Here is an 18,667-nt window from a genome sequence, read left to right on the forward strand (position 1 = left end):
TTATCTTTTGCTGTATTGTTCGGTATAATATTTCTGATAGTCGCCGGAGGTAACTTCTTTCACCCAATCCTGGTGAGCGAGGTACCAGTCGACGGTTTTTTCGAGGCCTTCGGCGAACTGGAGCGAGGGTTTCCAGCCCAGCTCTTTATTCAGCTTTGTGGCGTCGATGGCATAGCGTAGGTCGTGGCCGGGTCTGTCTTTTACAAAGGTGATCAATTTTGCGGATTCACCCGGCGTACGGCCGAGTTTTTTGTCCATTATAGAGCACAGCAGGTGGACGATGTCGATGTTCTTCCATTCGTTGAAGCCGCCGATATTGTATTTCTCTCCTACCCTGCCGCTGTGGAAGATGATGTCGATGGCGCGGGCATGGTCGTCGACGAAGAGCCAGTCGCGGACGTTCTCGCCCTTTCCATACACGGGAAGGGGTTTGTTGTTGAGGATATTGTTGATCATCAGCGGGATCAGCTTCTCCGGGAAGTGGTTGCTGCCATAGTTGTTGGAGCAGTTGGAGAGGATGACGGGCAGACCGTAGGTGTGGTGCCAGGCCATGACGAAATGGTCGGATGAGGCTTTCGACGCGCTGTACGGTGAACGCGGGTCGTAGGGTGTCTCTTCGGTGAAGAACCCTTCGGCGCCGAGGGAACCATAGACCTCGTCGGTGGAGACGTGGTAGAAGAGCTTGCCGGCGTAGTCGTTCTTCCAGGCAGCGCCGGCGATATGAAGGAGGTTGGCGGTGCCGAGCACGTTGGTCCTGACAAAGGCAAGCGGATCCATAATGCTGCGGTCGACATGGCTTTCCGCAGCAAGGTGAATGACAGCGTCAAACTGGTATTGAACAAACAGCTCTTTTATCCGGGTTTCGTCGGTGATGTCGGCTTTTTCAAAGGTGTAATTGGGCGCCGACTGGACGTCCTTCAGGTTGGCGAGGTTACCCGCATAAGTGAGGGCATCGACATTGACGATGCGATAGTGCGGGTATTTCGTAACGAACAGTCTTACGACATGCGATCCGATGAATCCGGCTCCGCCGGTGATCATGATGGTCCTGTTATCCTTTGCCATTATAGACTCCAGTATTTTCTGTTAGAGATCTTGTCCTTATAGATTCCCTTAAGGTCGGCAATGAGCGCGCCTTCGCGGGTGATGGCGGTAAAATATGCATCATCCAGCTCTTTGTATTGTACATGAGGCACAGTGATGATAACGGCATCATAATTGCCCGCCTGTTCGCCGTTAAGGTGCAGACCATACTCCTCATGTACTTCCTCATCTACGGCATAAGGGTCTTCAACGTCTACCGTGATATTGAAGGCCAGCAGCTCTTTTACGGTGTCGATGATGCGGGAATTTCGGATATCGCTGACGTTTTCCTTGAATGTAACGCCTTTTACGAGGACGCGGGGTTCATTGGAAATGCGCAGCACATGTTTGATAATTTTCCGGGCCACATAGCGGGCCATGTCGTCATTTATATAGCGCGAAGAGGCGATGACCTTCGATTCATAACCCAGGGCAGCAGCTTTATAGGTGAGGTAATAGGGGTCGATGCCAATGCAATGGCCACCTACGAGGCCGGGTTGGAATTTGAGGAAGTTCCATTTTGTACCTGCGGCATCGATGACGTCATAGGTATTGATCCCCATGCGGTCAAAGATAAGCGATAATTCGTTCATCAGGGCGATGTTGAGGTCGCGCTGGGTGTTCTCGATGATCTTGCTGGCTTCTGCGACTTTTATCGATGGGGCCGGGTGGACGCCGGCGTCTACGACAAGGCTATAGGTCTTTGCGATCTCGTCGAGGGCGAGCGGAGTATTGCCGGAGACAACCTTCATCACTGTCCGAAGGGTGTGCTTTTTATCACCGGGGTTGATGCGTTCGGGTGAGTAGCCCAGGCTGAAGTCGGCTTTGGAGAGGTGAAGATCGGACAGCTTTTCCAGGATGGGCAGGCAGTCTTCTTCGGTGCAGCCGGGGTAGGTGGTGGATTCGTATACGACGTAGTCGCCTTTTTTCAGCACTTTCCCAACGGTGGTGGATGCGCCGATGAGGGGTTTCAGATCAGGAACATTGTATTTGTCAACCGGGGTCGGAACGGCGATGATGAAGAAGCGGGCCTGTTTCAGCACTTCGAGGTCATCGGTGAAGACGATGTCCCGTCCCTTGAATTCAGCAGCATCTACTTCTTTGCTGGGGTCGATGCCGTGGCGCATCATGTCGATGCGTTTGGCATTGATGTCGAATCCTATGACGGATATCTTCCGGGCGAACTCGAGGGCGATGGGGAGTCCAACATATCCCAGGCCTATGACGGCTAATTTGGCTTTTTTTGATAAAAGGTCTTCGTAAATCTTCGCTTCGTTCATTGTGGTCGGTTGATAATTTGGTTAGTTTCTGCTGACAAATTCCTTTGGCTGGCGGGTCCATTCTTCCGGCGGGAGAGACCTGAAATAGTCGTAGGTGGCTTTCAGACCTTCCGAGCGGGACACTTTTGGTTCCCAGCCCAATATCTCTTTAGCGCGCGTAATGTCGGGGCGACGTTGCTTCGGATCGTCGACAGGCAGCGGTTTGTAGGAGATCTTTTGTTTCGTCCCGGTGAGCCCAATGACTTCTTCCGCAAACTGTTTCAACGTTATCTCCGACGGGTTACCGATGTTGACTGGCAGGTGGTAATCGCTCAGCAGGAGGCGGTAGATGCCTTCGACGAGGTCGTCGACATAGCAGAACGAGCGGGTCTGGCTGCCGTCGCCGAAGACGGTGAGGTCTTCACCGCGGAGGGCCTGGCCGATGAAGGCGGGCAGGGCGCGGCCGTCGTTGAGGCGCATTCTTGGGCCGTAGGTATTGAAGATGCGGACGATGCGGGTTTCCAGGCCATGGAAGTTGTGATAGGCCATAGTCATGGCTTCCTGGAAGCGCTTGGCTTCGTCATAGACACCGCGGGGACCGACGGGGTTGACATTGCCCCAGTATTCTTCTGTTTGCGGGTGTACGAGGGGATCGCCATAGATCTCCGAGGTGGAGGCTACGAGGATGCGGGCTTTTTTTGATTTGGCCAGGCCAAGGCAGTTGTGGGTACCCAGGGAACCGACCTTGAGGGTCTGGATGGGTATCTTGAGGTAGTCGATGGGGCTGGCCGGGGAGGCGAAGTGGAGGATGAATCGCAGGTCGCCGGGGACATGGATGAATTTGCTCACGTCGTGGTGATAGAATTCAAACTGTTCGAGCCGGAAAAGGTGTTCGATATTGCGGAGGTCGCCGGTGATGAGGTTGTCCATTCCGATGACGTGGTAGCCTTCCTTTATAAAGCGGTCGCAAAGATGGGACCCTAGGAAGCCTGCGGCGCCGGTGATCAGTACACGCTGTTTGCTCATGTATGGTTGATTTATGTGAGCCCTTGGCTCACGCTGGTGTTTTTATTTCGTCGGGTTTGCGGGTGCGCGGCCGATGCTTTCATAATAGAAGCCGAGTTCGCGAATGGCAGCGATGTCGAAGAGGTTACGGCCGTCGAAGATGACCTTATTCTTCAGGCTGGTAACTATCTTCAGGAAGTTGGGTGTCCGGAATTCGTTCCATTCGGTGGCGATGATGAGAGCGTCGGCGTTTTCGAGGGCATCGTACTGGCTTTCCGAATAGGTGACCTTATCGCCAATTAGCTGTTTTACGTTGTTCATGGCTTCGGGGTCGAAGACGGCGACAGTAGCGCCTTCTTTGAGAAGGGCGTCGATCATGTAGAGGGCCGGGGCTTCACGGATGTCGTCGGTATTGGGTTTGAAGGCCAGGCCCCAAAGCGCAAAATGTTTGCCTTTGAGGTTATCCTTGAAGTATTTTTTGACCTTGGGCATCAGGTGGAGCTTCTGCTTTTCGTTGACGTCCATGACGGCATTGAGGATGCGGAAGTCATAGCTTACTTCCTGGGAGGATTTTACGAGGGCCTGAACGTCTTTGGGGAAGCACGAACCGCCATAACCGATGCCGGGGAAGAGGAAGCGTTTGCCAATGCGTTCGTCGCTGCCGATGCCGCGGCGTACCATGTCTACGTCGGCGCCAAGGCGTTCGCAGAGCTGAGCCACTTCATTCATGAAAGTGATCTTGGTGGCGAGGAAAGAGTTGGCGGCGTATTTGGTGAGTTCGGCAGAACGTTCGTCCATGAAGATGATGGGGTTACCCTGGCGGACGAAGGGCAGATAGAGATCGTTCATTATTTTCCGGGCGCGGTCGGAGGAAGTCCCAATGACGACGCGGTCGGGTTTCATGAAGTCATCGACGGCGACGCCTTCGCGGAGGAATTCGGGGTTGGAGACGACGTCGAATTCGCCTTTACAATTCTTTTTGATGGCGGCGTGTACTTTTTCGGCTGTGCCGACGGGTACGGTGCTTTTGTCGACAATGACTTTATAGTCTTTCAGGATCTTGCCCAGCTGATCGGACACCCCCAGGATATATTTAAGGTCGGCTGAGCCGTCTTCACCGGGCGGGGTGGGCAGGGCGAGGAAGATGATCTGGGCTTCTTTTATCCCATCTTCCAGGTCGGTGGTGAACCGCAACCGCTCTTCCTTCAGGTTGCGGAGGAAGAGTTTTTCCAGGCCGGGTTCATAGATCGTGATCTGGCCATTCGATAGTTTCTGTACCTTGGTAGTGTCGATATCCACACAAACGACATCATTCCCCGTCTCAGCGAAACAGGTGCCTGTAACTAGTCCTACGTAACCGGTGCCGATCACAGCAATTTTCATAACGATCTTTTTTGTTAATAGTTATTTAATGTATTCCAAAACCGCGTCGCTTATGGCGTGCAGTTGCTCATCGTCCAATTCTGTGTGCATCGGGAGGGAGATGACCCTTTCCGTCAGCCAATCGGTGGTTTCGAGGTGGTAATTGCCGCCGCCAAAGTTGGCAAACATCTTTTGACGGTGGGCGGGCACAGGATAGTAGATCATCGACGGGATATTGCGGGCGGCCAGGAATTCATTCAGGCCGTTGCGGTCGACCCCATCGAGGACCAGGGTATATTGGTGGAAAACATGGTGGCTGTAGGGCGCCCGGTAGGGCGTCTTTATCTTCGGGTGAGCGTTGAATGCCTTGTCATAATAGTCGGCGACGGCACGTCTGGCGGCGATGTACTCGTCCAGTCTCTTCAGCTTTACATTCAGCACGGCAGCCTGGATAGAATCGAGGCGGCTGTTACAGCCTACCAGTTCGTGATAATAGCGCCGGCTCTGCCCATGGTTAGCAATCATTTTCAACCGGCTAGCTAACGTGTCATCATCTGTAAATATTGCTCCGCCGTCGCCGTAACAGCCCAAATTTTTCGAAGGGAAGAAGGAAGTGGCGCCGATGGTACCTATGGAGCCGGTCTTTTTTACCGTCCCGTCGGGGAAGCGGTAGGAGCTGCCGATGGCCTGGGCGTTGTCTTCGATGATATATAGATTATGGCGTGCGGCGATGTCGAGTATCTCCTGCAGGGGGGCCGACTGGCCATAGAGGTGAACGGGGACGATAGCGCGGGTGCGGGGGGTGATGGCTTTTTCGATGGCCACCGGGTCGATACAGAAAGTTTTCGGGTCGACCTCTACGAATATGGGTTTCAGTTTGAGGAGGGCGACCACTTCGGTGGTGGCGATGTAGGTGAAGGAGGGGGTGATCACCTCGTCGCCGGGTTGGAGATCGAGCGCCATCATGGCTATCTGCAGGGCATCGGTACCGTTGGCGCAGGGGATGACGTGTTTTGAGCCGGTATAAGCCGAGAGGGCCGTTGCGAAGTCGGTCACTATCTTACCGTTGATAAAGGCTGCGGTATCCAGAACCTCCTGAATGGCCGAGTCAACTTCACTTTTTATTTTTGTATATTGCCGCTTTAGATCTACCATTTGGATGGGTCGCATAGTCATTCTCTGTTTTAAACGGGTTTTAAGCGGGCACAAACCTACTGCAAAAATGTGGTTTATCCAATGCTACGAATGGGTAGTTGAGACACTATTATGAGCATCATTTTTTATCATCTGTTCCTGCTATTGTACAAATTGGGCATCCGGCTTATCGCTCCCTGGAACAGAAAGGCAAAGCTTTGGCTGGAGGGCAGGCAGGGGCTTTTCGACCGGATAAGGGCAGAGATGGCGACGGCTGCGGATAAGAGCGGCCCCGTCGTCTGGATGCATTGTTCTTCGTTGGGAGAATTCGAGCAGGGGCGGCCCGTGCTGGAAGAGTTGCGGCGGCAGGCGCCGGGTTGCCGCATCGTGCTGAGTTTTTTTTCGCCCTCGGGCTATACTACCCGCAAGGACTACAAAGGGGCCGATCATATTTTCTATCTACCATTGGACAGTCCGGGCAATGCCCGCGCGTTCATCGATCTGGTGAAGCCCGACCTCGTGTTGTGGGTGAAGTATGACTACTGGTATTACTTTCTTGTAGAATTGAAGAAAAGGAATATTCCCCTGCTGCTTATATCGGGGATATTCCGGGAGGACCAGCCTTTCTTCAAATGGTATGGCCGGTTGCACCGGTACATGCTGGAGTGTTTTACGCATCTCTTTGTGCAGACGGAGGCGTCGAAGCAGCTGTTGCAGCGGTTGCGACTGACTACCCCTGTGACGGTGAGCGGTGATACCCGGTTCGACCGGGTGATCGAGATCGCGGCGGGTGGCGAACGGGAGCCATTGTCTTTGATAGCCGCGTTTTGCGGGCAGCAGCAGGTGATCGTGGCCGGGTCTACCTGGGAGGAGGATGAGGAAGAATTGGATCACTATGCAAATACCCATCCCGACATCAGATTCATCGTGGCGCCGCATGAGATCTCCGAAGCCCGGCTACAGGAGGTGGAGCGGCTGTTTCGCCACTCGATGCGGTATTCCGTGCTGGAAAAGCAGGGCGCAGGTGTCCTGGCCAGGCCGCCGGCTGCGGGAAGGGGCGCCTGGCCTCAACCGAATGTGCTGATCATTGATAACATCGGGATGCTGAGCCGGTTATACCGGTATGCGACGATCACCTATGTGGGCGGAGGATTTGGAGATGACGGAGTGCACAATGTGCTGGAGGCGGCCGTGTATGGAAAGCCGGTGGTCTTTGGACCGGTGATCGAGAAATATATCGAGGCGGTGGAGTTGACGGAGAGTGGCGGGGGGCTGATCATCGACAGCGCCCTGGAGGCGGAAAAAGTCTTTAACCGGCTGTTACAGAACCCACAAGAGTGCCAGGAGACGGGATTGGCGTCGAGTCAGTATGTCCATTCGAAGAAGGGGGCTACCGGGCGGATCATCCGGTACATTCAGGAGAATCGTCTTTTAACCAATTGATAGAAGTGGCGGGTGGCCTCGCGGTTCTCATCCCAACCCAGTTTTACCTTCAATTCCCTTTCCATCCAGTATTCCGCTTCCGGCAGTATCCTGAATCCGTTGATCGTTTTGAGACTACGTTCGTACATGACCTCATCACCGCGGAAGAGCTGGTTTATAAAGACATAGCGGTCGTTGACACCGATGGCTTTTCTGAGGTCGCGGACGGGGGCGCCGTTGAGGGTGGTCTTGAGGTCGGCCACGTCGGATTTCAATTTGTCATTGAGGGAGGTGCCGCTCATCCCGATGACGTCGTTCACCTCTTTCGAGCGCTGAGAGAGGGTAAAGCGATCTATAGGCTTGTCAGCCAGGGGATTAAATGGCCAAACGCCCCTGTCCAGCGGCTTTTCCAGGGTGACAGTTTCGATGGCATGGTCGGGAGGGACGGGTGCGGCCTGAGCAGGTGGCATATACCGCGCGTTAGCGCTATCATGCTGATTGTCAGCGCTATCGTAGTGACCGTCAGCGGTATCGTGACGTACGTCAGCGGTATCGAGCGGTTCGACGGGGACAGGTGTGACGGGAGCTGCTGCCGGGACCTCCATTTTTGCCTCGGAATGGGCGCCGTTGACGCCATTGACAACACCGGCCGGGGCATTATTCCGTTGGGCAGCAAGGTCTTTCTTAGGCTCGGGTGCGGGCTGGGCCGGCGGCTGTCCGGCATATATTTTGGTGGCTGATGGCATCATAACCGCTATTTTTGTCGGCATTACCTTAGCGGGAGCCGGTTGGCTGGCCAAAAGCTCTAGTTCGGCCTCTATGCTTTTTGCGGTTTCGAGCATCCGGGCGGGTTCGGCCTTATGGTCGAACTGCTCCTTTAATTGAGTAAGAAGTTCTTTAAGTCGTTCCATATCAAGCTAAACAGCACTTTAAGGGTTAGTATGGGCGTCGAAAGGCGTCGTCCACATAAAGTTATAACAAATTCTGAACCTAATTTATACCTATCTATGTTCATAGAACCCCATTTGCAGGGTGAGAGGCGGGGCTGGATCGAAGTCATCTGCGGAAGTATGTTCTCGGGAAAGACCGAGGAACTGATCAGGCGGCTAAAGCGGGCTAAAATTGCCAATTTGAAAGTTGAGATCTTTAAACCTGCCATGGATACCCGCTACCATGAGCAGCGTATCGTTTCACATGATGAGAATGCCATCCAATCGACACCTATTGATAATTCGCAGACCATTCTTTTATTGGCAGGGGATGTCGATGTTATCGGCATCGACGAGGCCCAGTTTTTCGATGATCAATTGCCTGAAGTCTGCGACCAGCTTGCGGTTCGGGGTGTTCGGGTAATCGTCGCCGGGCTTGATATGGACTATTTGGCTAAACCTTTTGGGCAAATGCCATACCTTCTGGCTAAAGCAGAATATATAACCAAGTTGCATGCCATTTGTGTCAAATGTGGAAATATTGCGAACTATTCCTATCGTAAAAAAACGCAGGGAGGGCAGATATTGTTGGGGGAAAAGGACGTGTATGAACCACGTTGCCGTCATTGTTATTATACTTTGCCTTAGTATTTTATAGCCAGGTTTGGGGAGGCGTCGAGCGGCTTTTCGGGGCCTGTACCGGGGATTAATTTTAACTATTTTTTTAATATTTGAAGCACATGAGATCGATCCTGATTCTGCTCCGCAAAGACATCTTGCTGGAAATACGCCAGCAGTATACCTTTTACGGGGTATTGTTGTACGTGGCTTCCACCATTTTTGTATTGTACCTGTCGATGGGCCAGCCGGAGGGACCCGTATGGAAAGGGCTTTTCTGGATGATCGAACTGTTCATTTGTGTCAATGCCGTGGCGAAGAGCTTTTTGCAGGAGGGCCGGGGCCGGCTGCTGTATTTCTATTCCATTGCCGGGGCGAGGGATTTTATCCTGGGCAAGCTGCTTTTCAATGCCTTGCTGATGATCATGATGAGTCTGATCACCCTTGCGCTGTTTCTGTTTATGCTGGGTGACCCCATGGGGCACGAAGGCTATTTTGTTCTGATCACTTGCCTCGGAGGGGTGAGCCTGAGTCTCGTGTTCACTTTTTTAGCGGCGCTTGCCGCCAGGGCGCAACAAGGGGCAGCCCTGATGGCCATCCTGGGCTTTCCGCTGGTGATTCCACAGCTGCTGTTGCTCAACAGGGTGTCAACGATCGCTTTCGAGGACGTGTTACAGGGGGGACTCGGCTGGATGCTGGTGGTGCTGGCGGGGCTGGATGTGTTGCTGATAGCGCTGGCCCTCATTCTTTTTCCATTTTTATGGAAGGATTGAGACGGCAATACCTACCTTTGCCCTCCAAGAAGAATTCTATGCTTCGTCAGACCTGGTGGAAAATATTGTGCGTCATTTTATTAGCGTATACTGTCATCGGGGGCTTCCTCGGCCATGTTCCTGCCAAACCTATCGTAAACGAAACGATCCGCAATTTATATTTCCATGTTGCCATGTGGTTTGCGATGATGATCTTTCTCTCCGTCTCGGTAGTGTATGCCGTCCGCTATCTGCGGAAGCCCAATCACATCGATGACATCTATTCACTCGAATATGCAAAGGTAGGCATCGTCTTCGGCACCCTCGGGATCATCACCGGAAGCGAGTGGGCCGGGTTCACCTGGGGAGCTTTCTGGAGCAATGATCCAAAACAGCTCGGGGCGATGATCGCCATGCTCATCTATTATGCCTACCTGGTCTTCCGCAACGGGATACCGGATGTCGATAAGCGGGCGAGACTCGGGGCCGTGTACAACATTTTCGCCTATGCGATGTTGTTTCCAACTATATGGATCCTCCCGCGGATGGTGGAGAGTTTGCATCCGGGTGGAATGGGTGGTAATCCTGCCTTTAACGACCTCGATCCGCGGATGGCGTTGGTGTGGCTCGTCGGGGCGATACCGGGCTGGAGCCTGCTTGGAACCTGGATCGCGACCTTGCGTATCCGCCTGGCACTGCTTGCAGAGGACCGGCCTCCGGCCGGTCGTCCCAAGGACAGACATTGAGTAAAAAAATCTTCTAATCTTTAAGCCGATATGTATACTAAAATTCGAAAGCTGGTACTCCTGTTCTTTTGTTGGGTGCTTACCGTGCCTGCGATGGCGCAAAACGATACTACCAAGGTTGAGATGGCCGACGGGCTTCGGGCCAACGGCAAGATATATGTCGTGGTGATGGTGCTGGTGACCATTCTGGCGGGGGTGCTCTTATATGTAGTCCGGCTGGACAGGAAGATAGGAAAACTGGAAAAAGAATCGAAATAGTCACACGGGTCAAAAGCCCATCTTAAATATGCAAGCCAAATGGAATACAAATTTTTTGAAGCCGTAGAGAAAAGCTTTGATAAAGCAGCAGCCTATACTAATTGGGACCCCGGCATCCTGGAGCAGATAAAACAATGTAATGCGGTATATCGCATGTTCTTCCCCGTAAAGATCGGGGATAAGATCGAGGTCATCAAGGCCTATCGCGTGCAACATTCCCATCACAAGACCCCTTGTAAAGGGGGTATCCGTTTCGCCCCTTCGGTAAACCTCGATGAGGTGATGGCGCTGGCGGCGTTGATGACCTTCAAGTGTGCCATCGTGAATGTACCTTTTGGCGGGGCCAAGGGCGGGATCACCATCGACCCGAAGAAATATACACCGTACGAGCTGGAGAAGATTACTCGGCGGTATACGTCCGAGCTGATCAAGAAGAACTTTATCGGTCCCGGTACAGACGTACCTGCCCCCGACTATGGTACGGGTGAGCGGGAGATGGCCTGGATCCTCGATACCTACATGAGTATGCGTCCGGGGGAGATAGATGCCCTTGGCTGCGTAACAGGCAAGCCCGTCAGCCAGGGTGGTGTCAGAGGCCGGCGTGAGGCGACCGGACTCGGGGTCTTTTATGGCATCCGTGAGGTCTGCCATATGGAGGAAATAATGTCCAGGTTGAAACTAAAGATGGGCGTGGAGGGGAAGACGGTGGTCGTACAGGGCCTTGGCAATGTGGGTTATCATGCCGCTAAATTCTTCCGCGAAGGTGGCGCCAAAGTAATAGCTCTTGCAGAATACGAAGGAGCGATCATCAACCCTGATGGATTGAACGAAGAAGAGGTCTTCCAGCACCGGAAGAAGACCGGGAGCATCCTGAATTTCCCCGGTGCAACGAATTTGCCCGGTTCCGGTGACGCATTGGAACTGGAGTGCGATATCCTGATCCCGGCGGCACTGGAGAATGTGATCAACGGGAAGAATGCGCCCAAGGTGAAGGCCAGGATCATTGGAGAAGCTGCCAACGGGCCGCTGACGCCGGAAGCCGACGAGATCTTTGCAAAGAAGGGGACGCTCGTCATACCGGATATGTACCTGAATGCCGGCGGGGTGACGGTATCTTATTTCGAGTGGTTGAAAAACCTTAGCCATGTCCGTTATGGCCGGATGGACAAACGGTTTACGGAAAATATGAATACGCATATCCTCAACCAGATAGAAGGGCTGACAGGTAAGAAGGTGACGCAGAAGGAAAAGGATTTCATCTCCCACGGCGCCGATGAGGTCGACCTGGTGTACAGCGGACTGGAGGATACGATGATCGCCGCTACGCGAGAGATCATGGATGCGTGGAAGGCCAATCCGAAGATACCGGATATGCGGACGGCGGCGTATGTGGTGGCTATTAATAAGGTGGGAACCTCGTATGCCGAGCTGGGCATCTTCCCGTAAGGCTATATAAGCGAACAACCAACGTATCGAAAGCGGACAGCCGCGCAAGGTTGCTGCGTTGTAAACGACTGGTTGTCATCCGGTTACAATATGGCACCGGGATTGAGGCAAGCCTCACATGAACTTTCTTAAAATAACCTTCCGCAATCTCTGGAAGAACAGAAGCTATAGCTTCCTGAATATATTCGGCCTCGCAATAGGTGTAGCCTGTGCGGGGCTGATCTTTTTATGGGTGGAGGATGAACTCAGCTATGACCAGTCCTTGCCCAACAAAGACCGGCTGTACTATGTAATGACGAACCAGACCTATGAGGGGAAGGTGCGGAGTTTCAGGGCTACGCCCGTTAAGCTCGCGCCTGCCATCAGCCAGGAAGTGCCCGGCATTGCCGCCGCCTGTCGCGTGCAGGACAGACGGATACTGTTCAGTTTCGATGATAAGGCACTGTATGAATATGGCGCTTACGCCGACTCGTCCATCTTCAGGCTTTTCAATACTTCCTTTGTCGCCGGAAATGCACGGGATGCCTTCCGGCAGCTGACCAATATCGTTATCACCGAAAGGATGTCCAGGCAGCTCTTCGGACAGGAAAAGGCGATAGGAAAGGTGGTCAAAGTGGACAATAAGGAGGTATACACGGTGTCAGCCGTGATACGCGACTTCCCGGAGAATTCCACCGTGCACCTGGATTGGATGATCCCTTACGCCGTCTGGTACAACCAGTCCCTGAGCCAGGGCAGCGGCATCGACAACTGGGGATCCAATTCTACGAATACCTATGTAGAGCTGTCGCCGGGGACCAGCGCCGCGAGCGTCAACCGGCGGCTGTATGATTTCATCCAAAACAAGTCGAAGGGCGCCATTGCGAAGCCTTTCCTGTTCAGCGCCAAAGACTGGCATCTGCGTGATCATTTCGAAGACGGGAAGCAGACCGGCGGGCGCATCGAGTTTGTGCGGCTCTTTGTGATCATCGCCTGGATCATCTTATTCATAGCCTGTATCAACTTTATGAACCTGGCGACGGCGCGGAGCGACAAGCGGTCGAAGGAAGTAGGCGTGCGGAAGGTGCTGGGTGCTGAAAGGAAAGGGTTGATCGGTCAGTTCATCGGTGAGGCGCTGGTGTTGTCGGCGCTATCAATGGTAGCAGGCGTGTTGCTGATCGCCCTGGTGATGCCGGCTTTCGATCTGCTGGTGGGCAAGTCTTTGCACATCGGACTGACAGATCCTTTGCATCTTGGCGTGCTGTCAGGGATCACCCTGCTGTGCGGGCTGGTGGCCGGCAGCTATCCGGCGTTATATCTGTCTTCCTTCAACCCGATCTTTGCGTTCAAGGGGATCAGGATGCGGGGTACGGCAGCGGCGCTGGTGCGGAAGGGGCTGGTGGTGATGCAATTCACTGTCTCTATCGTGCTGATCATCTCTACCGTTGTCATTTACCGGCAGATAGAGCATATCCGAAGCCGTGATCTGGGTTATGACCGGAACAACCTGATGAGCATCAATGTGCGTGGCAAGATGGCCGATCATTTCTACCAGATACGCCAGGACCTGCTGGGTACCGGAGTCGTAGAGAATGCCGCCCTCAACAGCTTCAATACCCTCTGGGGCGGGAATAACGGGTCGGGCGTCAAATGGGAAGGGAAGCCTGCCAATGAAGATATCCTCATCTCCTACCGGGGCATCACGCCGGGTTTCCTGGCCACGTCGGGGATGCAGCTGGCGGCAGGAAGGGATTTCCGGCAGGACCTGCCGGAAGCTGACAGTATGCATGTCCTGGTGACGGAGAACCTGGCGAAAATGATGGGCAAGGGCAGCGCCGTCGGCAAGCGCATCTGGTTCGATGATGCAGCGCATCCGATGACGGTGGTGGGCGTAGTGAAGGATTTCGTATTCGACGATATGTATGGTCAGCCAGAGCCGGTTTTGTTCTTTTCTTCGACGCAGGACGCCATGTTCCTGTATACGCGGCTCAAACCAGGGGCGCAGCCGGAGACGGCGCTGGCGAAGATCGAGGGAGTGATAAAGAAGGATAATCCGGGTTATCCTTTCGAATATAGTTTTGTCAATGACGACTTCAATGCCCTGTTCCGCAGTGAGATGCTGATCGGGCAGCTGTCGAGGTTGTTTGCGGCGCTGGCTGTCCTCATCTCCTGCCTGGGGCTGTTTGGCCTTTCGGCGTATATGGCCGAGCGGCGGGTGAAGGAGATCGGTATCCGGAAGGTGTTGGGGGCCGGGGTTCCGGGGCTGGCGGCGCTGTTATCGCGTGAATTCCTGCAATTGGTGCTGTTGGCGACAGTGATCGCCTTTCCCCTGGCCTGGATGGCAATGAGCCGATGGCTGGACCAATACCACTACCGCATCGGTATCGAGTGGTGGGTATTCGGGTTGGCGGGCCTGACGGCGCTGGGGATCGCGCTGGCGACGGTGAGTTTTCAGGCGGTGCGGGCAGCATTGGCGAATCCGGCACTTAGTTTGAGGTCAGAATAGCCATGACTAACAATACCACCCGCTTCAGCGACCGGGTCGAAGATTATGTAAAATACCGGCCGCATTATCCCCAGGCGGTGCTCACCTTTTTACAGGATACCTATGGATTTGATCCAACATGGGTTGTCGCCGACATCGGGTCGGGGACAGGCATCTCCACGGAATTGTTCCTGCGAAACTTCAACGAGGTCTATGCCGTAGAGCCTAACCAGGAGATGCGTGCAAAAGCGGAAGAGCTGCTGGACGGCTATCCGGGCTTCATAAGCATCGATGGGACAGCAGAGGCCACCGGTCTGCCGGATGCCTGTGCCAATCTCATCGTAGCGGGACAGGCTTTTCACTGGTTTGACCCGGTGGCCAGCCGCGTCGAGTTCGACCGCATCGCCCGACCGGGAGCGGTAGTGGCGCTGGTATGGAACGAGCGCCTCACAGAAACCTCCTTCGAAAAGGAATATGAAGCACTGATCCAACAGTATGCAGGGGAGTACAAGACCGTCAATCACCGCAACATCACGGACGAACAGTTAGCCGGTTTCTTTTCACCAGCGGCGATGACACTTGCCCGCTTTGACAACCAACAGTTGTTCGACCTGGAAGGATTGAAGGGAAGGCTGCTATCATCGTCTTATGTGCCGAAGGGGAATGTTGCCATGATGGCGGCGCTGGAACAGCTGTTTGCGCGGCATGCGGTGGAGGGAAGGGTAAGGGTCGGCTATGATACGAAGCTGTATTCCGGCTTACTCTGAGTAAGCAGGAAGGGAGGGGATATCTTCGAAGTCGGCGAGGCCTTTGACGAAGGCGTGGCATTCCTCGCCGTTGGTGATGACGAGATATTTGATAGGGATGGCCATATTATAGCGCAGCACCTGCCAAAGGACGCGGCTGTCCAATTTTTCTTCCATGGCCTTGCACTCGACCAGCATCCAGGGCTGGGCTGCTTTGTCGAAGACGAGCAGATCGAAACGCTTATTGAGTTCGCCCAGGCGTATGCGGCGTTCAACAGCCATATAAGAGGGGGGGTAGTTTTTCACCTGTAAGAGATATTGGATAAAATTCTGGCGCACCCATTCTTCAGGGGTGAGGCGAACCCATTGTTTGCGAAGATCGTCCCAGATCTCTTCCTTGGTTCGTTCGGGCTCTCGTATCTTAAAGGGGTGGGATGGATAATAGATTTTGATCATAGCCGGAAAACTTTGTTAAATTTACGAATCACATCGACAAACCTTTCGATGTTGACAAATTATAATGAAGACCAAAGAAGAGATCGTCAACAACTGGCTGCCCCGGTATACCGGCGAGAAATTGGAAAATTTTGGCGAGTATATCCTATTGACCAACTTCGACAATTATGTGCATTTATTCGCCCAATGGCATAATGTGTCGGTTGTGGGTGAGGACAAGCCTATGCAATGCGCCACAGCCGGGGACATTACCATCATCAATTTCGGGATGGGTAGCCCCGGGGCGGCAACCGTCATGGACCTGCTGACGGCGATCCATCCGAAAGCGGTTCTTTTTCTTGGGAAGTGCGGGGGATTGAAGAAACGTAACAAGCTGGGCGACCTGATCCTGCCGATAGCGGGCATCCGGGGTGAGGGTACCTCCAATGACTATTTCCCGCCAGAGGTTCCTGCCCTGCCGGCCTTCGCGTTGCAGAAGGCGATCTCGACGACCATCCGGGATTATGCGGTGGATTATTGGACGGGAACGGTCTATACGACAAACAGAAGGGTATGGGAGCATGACGACACCTTCAAGGAATACCTGACGAAGATCCGTGCACATGCGATCGATATGGAAACGGCGACCCTTTTTTCGGTAGGTTTTTACAACAAGATACCCACTGGTGCGCTGTTGCTGGTAAGCGATCAACCGATGACACCGGAGGGGGTGAAGACGGCGGAAAGCGATCAAAAGATTACGACCGAATACGTGGAAAGACATATCAAGATCGGCATCGATTCGCTTAAACAGCTGATCAATAACGGACTTACGGTAAGGCACCTAAGATTCTGAGCGCGCAGGGTGCAACGGTTGTCAGTAACCCGTTGTCAAGCCGGAAAAAACCTCCATGAAACGAAATGTCTTTATTCCTATCCTGCTTCTATTGCTCGCGGGTACAGGGTTTTACTGCCAGCCCGGCAAGATCGAATCACCTACCCTCACCGGTAAGCTGGTGATCGACGGCCCCTGTTCGAATTACGTGATACAAGTACTCAGCGGGAATATAGATTCTTCGAAGATCGTTGCTTCGTGGAAAGACTCCACCTTTGGTCATGATACGACGTATACCAATGTGTTCACCGTATCCGATTTCTGCACCTTTGGCAATAACCACCTTTCCCAAGGCGATGTTTTCACCTTCCGGATAACGGACAGCGTCCCGGTTCAAACCTGTATGCAGTGTTTGATCTATGTTCCCACGCCGCAGAAACGCAATGCGGTGATCGATGTCCAGAAGATACAGTCGAAATAGCGTATCTTGCCGGATGCCTCCGCTGTTAAGCATCTCCAACCTCAGCATTTCCTTTTCTACTGAAGACGGCCTTGTGCTCGACCATGTCAGTCTCGATGTGGGCCGGGGGGAGATTGTTGCGCTTGTTGGGGAATCGGGCTCGGGGAAGTCGATCACTTCTTTGTCCATCCTTCGGCTGCTGCCCTCTCCCCCGGCCCGATACCTGTCGGGGGAGATCCTTTTCACGGGGCGTGACGGGCAGACGATCGATCTGTTACGACAGGAAGGTGAGGCACTGCGACACATCCGGGGAGCGGCAATAGCCATGATCTTTCAGGAGCCGATGACTTCCCTCAATCCGGTGTTTACCTGTGGCGACCAGGTGGCCGAAGCCATCCTGGCCCATCGGAAGGTATCGGCAGGGGAGGCGCGGGAGCAGGCTATCGCGCTTTTCGGGCGGGTGCGGCTGCCTGACCCGGAAGGGATGTACAACAGGTGGCCACATCAGCTCAGCGGCGGACAGAAACAGCGGGTGATGATCGCGATGGCGATGAGCAGCCGGCCTTCGTTGCTTATCTGTGACGAGCCGACGACGGCGCTGGATGTTACGGTGCAAAAGACCATCCTGGAATTGATCCGGCAATTGCAGGAGACGGAAGATATGGGCGTCATCTTTATCACCCATGACCTGGGTGTCGTGGCCGAGATAGCCGACCGGGCAGTGGTATTGTATAAAGGGAAGGTGGTGGAGCAGGGGCCGGTGCGGGAGTTGTTTCATCATCCCCGGCACCCCTATACGCAGGGGTTGCTGAATTGCCGGCCTGCCCTGCATGTGAAGGGGGAGCGGTTGCCCGTGGTGAGCGATTATTTAAACGGCTCCATCCCCCCGTCTGCGCCGGCAGCCCCTAACCTGGTAAGCACGGAAGCGTTGGTAAAAGTGGAAAACCTGCAGGTATGGTATCCGGCGAAAAAAAGCTTTTTAGGAAAGGGGCGGAGCTATACAAAGGCGGTGGACGGTGTAAGCTTCGATGTATATAAGGGCGAGACGCTGGGCCTTGTGGGCGAGTCGGGTTGCGGCAAGACGACCCTGGGAAGAGCGCTGCTGCGGCTGGTGGAGCCGACGGGCGGGCGTGTCTTCTTCGATGGCGCGGATCTTGGCGGCCTTGACGCGGCTGCAATGAAACAGTTGAGAAGCCGGATGCAGCTTATTTTCCAGGACCCTTATTCCTCGCTGAACCCGCGGCTGACCATCGGGGCGGCCATCGCCGAAGCGATGCAGGTGCATGGGCTTGGCACGACGGAGAAAGAGCGGCGGCGGCTAGTGGTGCAGCTGTTGGAGAAAGTGAGTCTCACCGCGGAATATGCCGGTCGCTGGCCGCATGAATTATCCGGCGGACAACGGCAACGGGTGGTGATTGCGCGCGCGCTGGCGCTGCGGCCCGATTTCATCGTCGCCGACGAATCGGTGTCGGCGCTGGATGTAAGCGTACAGGCGCAGGTGCTCAACTTGCTGAACGATCTTAAGAATGAGTTTGGGTTCACCGTCGTCTTTATCTCGCACGATCTCTCGGTGATCAGATACATCAGCGATCGCATCCTGGTCATGAACAAGGGAAGGATTGAAGAAGCGGGGGATGCGGAGACGCTTTACAACCATCCTCGTAGTGAGTATACAAAGAAATTGATAGCGGCTATCCCGCGGTTACGCTGATT

At 54.0% G+C, this 18,667-nt stretch carries 18 protein-coding genes; 11 read left to right on the top strand and 7 right to left on the bottom strand.

The genetic code is table 11. The annotated features are described in order from the left end of the window. The 5 genes from rfbB to IEY39_RS15005 all read right to left on the bottom strand — a co-directional run bounded on the left by rfbB (position 1) and on the right by IEY39_RS15005 (position 5,879). Positions 1–1,065: a dTDP-glucose 4,6-dehydratase gene (rfbB, locus tag IEY39_RS14985; protein ID WP_229688918.1), complete on the bottom strand. Its 1,065-nt coding sequence runs from the start codon at positions 1,063–1,065 to the stop codon at positions 1–3. After that, positions 1,065–2,279 carry a nucleotide sugar dehydrogenase gene (locus IEY39_RS14990; RefSeq protein WP_373285465.1) on the bottom strand — a complete coding sequence of 405 codons (1,215 nt, stop codon included), beginning with the start codon at positions 2,277–2,279 and terminating at the stop codon, positions 1,065–1,067. The genes rfbB and IEY39_RS14990 overlap by 1 nt, the downstream gene beginning before the upstream one ends. A 105-nt stretch (positions 2,280–2,384) precedes the next feature. Further along, positions 2,385–3,368, bottom strand: a complete 984-nt coding sequence (locus IEY39_RS14995; RefSeq protein WP_188932945.1) for a UDP-glucuronic acid decarboxylase family protein — start codon at positions 3,366–3,368, stop codon at positions 2,385–2,387. Between the two features lie 42 nt (positions 3,369–3,410). Continuing rightward, positions 3,411–4,730, bottom strand: a complete 1,320-nt coding sequence (locus IEY39_RS15000; RefSeq protein ID WP_188932947.1) for a UDP-glucose dehydrogenase family protein — start codon at positions 4,728–4,730, stop codon at positions 3,411–3,413. 21 nt (positions 4,731–4,751) lie between these two features. Beyond that, complete coding sequence (locus tag IEY39_RS15005; RefSeq protein WP_188932948.1) at positions 4,752–5,879, bottom strand: DegT/DnrJ/EryC1/StrS family aminotransferase; 1,128 nt, start codon at positions 5,877–5,879, stop codon at positions 4,752–4,754. A gap of 96 nt (positions 5,880–5,975) precedes the next feature. Here IEY39_RS15005 and IEY39_RS15010 point away from each other — a divergent pair, with 96 nt between their 5' ends. Further along, positions 5,976–7,286 carry a 3-deoxy-D-manno-octulosonic acid transferase gene (locus IEY39_RS15010; protein WP_188932949.1) on the top strand — a complete coding sequence of 437 codons (1,311 nt, stop codon included), beginning with the start codon at positions 5,976–5,978 and terminating at the stop codon, positions 7,284–7,286. On the opposite strand, the gene IEY39_RS15015 is transcribed toward IEY39_RS15010, so the two are convergent. Continuing rightward, on the bottom strand, positions 7,259–8,176 hold the full coding sequence (locus IEY39_RS15015; protein ID WP_188932950.1) for a DUF8457 domain-containing protein: 918 nt from the start codon (positions 8,174–8,176) through the stop codon (positions 7,259–7,261). The two genes, IEY39_RS15010 and IEY39_RS15015, sit on opposite strands and share 28 nt — an antisense overlap. Positions 8,177–8,272: 96 nt before the next feature. Here IEY39_RS15015 and IEY39_RS15020 point away from each other — a divergent pair, with 96 nt between their 5' ends. From IEY39_RS15020 to IEY39_RS15050, 7 genes are all read left to right on the top strand, one after another. Beyond that, a complete protein-coding gene (locus IEY39_RS15020) occupies positions 8,273–8,842 on the top strand; it encodes a thymidine kinase (protein ID WP_188932951.1) in 570 nt (189 codons plus the stop codon). 92 nt (positions 8,843–8,934) lie between these two features. Further along, positions 8,935–9,585 (top strand): heme exporter protein CcmB, encoded by a 651-nt coding sequence (locus IEY39_RS15025; protein ID WP_188932953.1) that lies wholly within the window; start codon positions 8,935–8,937, stop codon positions 9,583–9,585. Between the two features lie 38 nt (positions 9,586–9,623). Then, positions 9,624–10,310: a cytochrome c biogenesis protein CcsA gene (gene ccsA / locus IEY39_RS15030; RefSeq protein WP_188932961.1), complete on the top strand. Its 687-nt coding sequence runs from the start codon at positions 9,624–9,626 to the stop codon at positions 10,308–10,310. A 30-nt stretch (positions 10,311–10,340) separates the two neighbouring features. Beyond that, a complete protein-coding gene (locus IEY39_RS15035; RefSeq protein ID WP_229688920.1) occupies positions 10,341–10,568 on the top strand; it encodes a CcmD family protein in 228 nt (75 codons plus the stop codon). Positions 10,569–10,607: 39 nt separating this feature from the next. Continuing rightward, positions 10,608–12,014, top strand: a complete 1,407-nt coding sequence (locus IEY39_RS15040) for a Glu/Leu/Phe/Val family dehydrogenase (RefSeq protein WP_188932963.1) — start codon at positions 10,608–10,610, stop codon at positions 12,012–12,014. Between the two features lie 118 nt (positions 12,015–12,132). Continuing rightward, positions 12,133–14,499: an ABC transporter permease gene (locus tag IEY39_RS15045; RefSeq protein ID WP_188932965.1), complete on the top strand. Its 2,367-nt coding sequence runs from the start codon at positions 12,133–12,135 to the stop codon at positions 14,497–14,499. 2 nt (positions 14,500–14,501) lie between these two features. Then, complete coding sequence (locus IEY39_RS15050; RefSeq protein WP_188932967.1) at positions 14,502–15,245, top strand: class I SAM-dependent methyltransferase; 744 nt, start codon at positions 14,502–14,504, stop codon at positions 15,243–15,245. Here IEY39_RS15050 and IEY39_RS15055 read toward each other — a convergent pair. Beyond that, positions 15,237–15,680: a type I restriction enzyme HsdR N-terminal domain-containing protein gene (locus IEY39_RS15055; protein WP_188932969.1), complete on the bottom strand. Its 444-nt coding sequence runs from the start codon at positions 15,678–15,680 to the stop codon at positions 15,237–15,239. The genes IEY39_RS15050 and IEY39_RS15055 overlap by 9 nt on opposite strands. Before the next feature lie 64 nt (positions 15,681–15,744). On the opposite strand from IEY39_RS15055, the gene IEY39_RS15060 reads away from it, so the two are divergent. From IEY39_RS15060 to IEY39_RS15070, 3 genes are read left to right on the top strand one after another with little or no spacing between them, the layout of a single operon-like run. After that, the gene (locus tag IEY39_RS15060) at positions 15,745–16,515 is read left to right on the top strand and encodes an AMP nucleosidase (protein WP_188932971.1); all 771 of its coding nucleotides are present in this window, start codon (positions 15,745–15,747) and stop codon (positions 16,513–16,515) included. 55 nt (positions 16,516–16,570) lie between these two features. Then, positions 16,571–16,975 carry a hypothetical protein gene (locus tag IEY39_RS15065; RefSeq protein ID WP_188932973.1) on the top strand — a complete coding sequence of 135 codons (405 nt, stop codon included), beginning with the start codon at positions 16,571–16,573 and terminating at the stop codon, positions 16,973–16,975. Positions 16,976–16,988: 13 nt separating this feature from the next. After that, on the top strand, positions 16,989–18,665 hold the full coding sequence (locus IEY39_RS15070) for an ABC transporter ATP-binding protein (protein WP_188932975.1): 1,677 nt from the start codon (positions 16,989–16,991) through the stop codon (positions 18,663–18,665). The last annotated feature ends 2 nt before the right edge of the window (positions 18,666–18,667 follow it).

Source organism: Puia dinghuensis, assembly GCF_014642875.1.
In the GTDB taxonomy this organism is placed as follows: Bacteria; Bacteroidota; Bacteroidia; order Chitinophagales; family Chitinophagaceae; genus Puia; species Puia dinghuensis.